The sequence below is a fragment of the Acinetobacter sp. UBA6526 genome (genome assembly GCF_002434875.1).
Classification (GTDB): domain Bacteria; phylum Pseudomonadota; class Gammaproteobacteria; order Pseudomonadales; family Moraxellaceae; genus Acinetobacter; species Acinetobacter venetianus.
In genome coordinates this window covers 1-2978 of sequence record NZ_DJLC01000072.1, presented here as the reverse complement: position 1 = coordinate 2978, position 2978 = coordinate 1, and the positions used below count along the sequence as shown (strand labels likewise).

The 2978-nt window shown below is 38.6% G+C and carries 3 protein-coding genes; 1 reads left to right on the top strand and 2 read right to left on the bottom strand.

All coding sequences use genetic code 11. The annotated features are described in order from the left end of the window. Together B4237_RS04845 and B4237_RS04840 are read right to left on the bottom strand one after the other, a co-directional pair. On the bottom strand, positions 1–395 hold a 395-nt coding region (locus B4237_RS04845; protein ID WP_286941887.1), incomplete at its 3' end, for an SDR family NAD(P)-dependent oxidoreductase. Further along, positions 385–1149 carry an SDR family NAD(P)-dependent oxidoreductase gene (locus tag B4237_RS04840; protein WP_286941884.1) on the bottom strand — a complete coding sequence of 255 codons (765 nt, stop codon included), beginning with the start codon at positions 1147–1149 and terminating at the stop codon, positions 385–387. The genes B4237_RS04845 and B4237_RS04840, both read right to left, overlap by 11 nt. Positions 1150–1310: 161 nt before the next feature. Here B4237_RS04840 and B4237_RS04835 point away from each other — a divergent pair, with 161 nt between their 5' ends. Further along, positions 1311–2975, top strand: coding sequence for a class I adenylate-forming enzyme family protein (locus B4237_RS04835; RefSeq protein ID WP_286941881.1), 1665 nt, complete (start codon positions 1311–1313; stop codon positions 2973–2975). The last annotated feature ends 3 nt before the right edge of the window (positions 2976–2978 follow it).

Genomic DNA, 2978 nt, shown 5'->3' with positions numbered 1-2978 from the left:
CTAGCAACCATCTCATCAACAAAGAGATTTAAGCCATAAATTACACTCATTAAATTTACATCAATAATTCGTTGCCAGTTTTTTTGGTCTGCTTTCCATGCTCGACCCTCTAAAAAGATTCCTGCGTTATTAAACAGGAAATGAACTGTGCCAAACTCACATGCAATTTTTTCTTTTGCTTTTGCAAAGTCTTCTAAGTTAGATACATCGCAATGGATGATCATGGAAGGACACTCAGTCATCAGGCTATGCGTCTCATTTAAACCATCTCCGTTGAGGTCCATTAAGACAACATTCATTTGAAGTTTTGCAGCATGCAATGCTAGGCCTCTGCCAATTCCACTGGCAGCACCAGTGATCAAAGCAGTTTTATTTGTAAAAATATCAGCTTGCAAGATACCCACCATCAATAGGGTAGTAGGATCCAGTTATGTAAGATGCCTCAGACGATGCTAAGAAATAAATTAAGTTGGCTACTTCGTCTGATGTTGCAACTCGATTCATCGGAATGCGTTGCAGCATATATTGCATGATGTTTTCATCTTTCATTAATTCGGTATTCATGGGTGTATCAATGACACCTGGACCAATGGCATTGGCTCTGATGTTCATGGTGGCATAATCTTGAGCGATTGATTTGGTTAAACCCACCACTGCATGCTTCGATGCTGCGTAGGGTGCTTGGGCTCCACTCGCTCTTACTCCCATGATCGAGGCAACATTTACAATTGCTCCTGCATCAATTTTTTGCTCAGTTGCCAGTTTTAAGAACTCTCGACATGCATAAAAAGTGCCATGCAAATTAATATCGATGGTTCTGTTCCATTCCTCAACTGAATATTGATGCAATGGGTTCAAGGCGGGGCTGATACCGGCACAATTAACCAGTACATGAGCTGGACGATTGTTAGCATGCAAGTCGGCAAAAACTGAATCTATTTGAGCATGATTTGTAATATCGATATGTGCAAAATTAATATTGCAAGTATCTGATTTAAGGTTATTTACTGATTGCTCTCCCGCATCTTTATTAGCATCGAGTATCAGTACTTCATAGCCCTCATCTAAAAATCGCTTCACCGTACTTAAGCCAATGCCTGAGGCACCACCTGTGATTACAGCTAATGGCTGTGTGTTTTTATCTGCCATGATCTTTCTATATAAAATTCAGTTCTTTCATTGTATCTAATCAACTATAACGAATCATGAGTTCACGAACAATGTTGGAATATTTTTTAGAATCATTGATAAAAAAAATCTAGTTGATACTCGTTGATTGATGGATGCATTTATAAGATAGTAAAATCCCAATGATGCATTCTGACAAATATATACAAGCCCTAGTAGAGAGCCAATCTTTTTTTGAAATTCATCGAGAAAATGTTCTTGGTGTAGAAATGGATGTTTTTAAAAATCGACCTAGATCATTGGTAGATTTTATTGAGCTGTCAGCTAGTCATGGCGAAAAACCTTATTTGATCTATCAAGATAAAGTTATCAGTTTTGCGCAACATCTAACATTGGTAAAAAAAGCAGCTCATATTTTGCAATCACAACATAATGTTAAGTCTGGAGACAGGGTTGCTATTTATGCTGCTAATTGTCCTGAATGGATTATATTTTTCTGGGCTACTGTGAGCATTGGTGCGATCGCTTGCGGTTTGAATGGGTGGTGGAAAGGCTCGGAAGCTATCAAGGCCATAGATGCTGGTGATCCTAACGTTATAGTTTGCGATCAAAAACGGTTTGAAAGAATTGCTGATCAAGTAAAGCACCCAACTTTAATTTTTGAAGGTTTAGATTTATCTTCATGCGAACAAGAACTTCAGTCTTTTGTTCGTATAGATGAAGATGAGTGTGCTTGTCTTTTTTATACCTCTGGGACAACAGGAACACCTAAGGGCGTGATGACTTCGCACCGATCCATGATTGCCAATTCAACATTACAAATGCTGCAAGGTGCTGCTGTTTCTCAGCATTCATCAAGTTATGGGATTGATTGGTCGAAGAATACTCCAACCAGTCTGCTTTCATCTCCTTTATTTCATGTCTCAGGTTTATCAGCTGGTGCTGTAACCAGCTTATTTGCAGGTTCTACTAGCTTGATGTATGACGGTAGATTCATGGCAAATAGGGTGATTGAATTAATCCAAAAATTTAGTGTTACCTCCTGGGGCGGAGCTGTTCCAACAGCCCTTAAGAGAGTGCTTGATGAGGCTGAAGCAATGAGCTTAAATCTTGAAAGTGTTTTAGTTGTTGGAGGTGGCGGAGCTCCCATGCCTCCTGAATTAATAGAAAGAACCAAGGACATTTTTCCCAATTCTGCACACAGCTTTGGTTATGGTTACGGGCTCACAGAATCAGGTGCAATAACTATTGTCAATTGGGGCCAAGGTTTGATTGATGAGCCATTATCTCCTGGTCAATCAATGCCAACAATTCAGGTTGAGCTAAGGAATGAAGAAGGTAAAGTGATAAAAAAAGATTCTATAGAAGGTGAAATATATGTTAAAAGCCCTTCAGTGATGCTTGGTTATTACAATAATCCAGAAGCCTCTGGTGCTGCCTTAACAAGTGATCGATGGCTGAGAACAGGGGATTGGGGTTACAAAAAAGGACCTTTGTATTTTATTTCATCAAGACGGACAGATTTGATTTTAAGAGGCGCTGAAAATGTTTATCCTCAAGAGATTGAACTGATTTTAGATTCCCATAAACTAGTTGAAGAATCTGCCGTCATTGGTATTCCCCATGATGATTTAGGCCAAGAAGTTTTGGCAATTATTTCAACCAAGGATGAGCAATTAAATAATGAAGAGTTAGCTTTATGGGTAAGCAAAGAGTTGGCTGATTTTAAAGTGCCTTCAAAGTGGCAATTCACCAGTTCACCTTTACCAAGAAATGCTTCAGGAAAGGTTATGAAACATGTTTTAATAGATGAAAATTTAAATAATATGATTATTGAGAATGACTAAATC

Excerpts from the sequence above, each read along its gene's own strand:
- B4237_RS04840 (WP_286941884.1), bottom strand. The coding sequence starts at position 1,149 with ATGGCAGATAAAAACACACAGCCATTAGCTGTAATCACAGGTGGTGCC.
- B4237_RS04835 (WP_286941881.1), top strand. The coding sequence starts at position 1,311 with ATGATGCATTCTGACAAATATATACAAGCCCTAGTAGAGAGCCAATCT.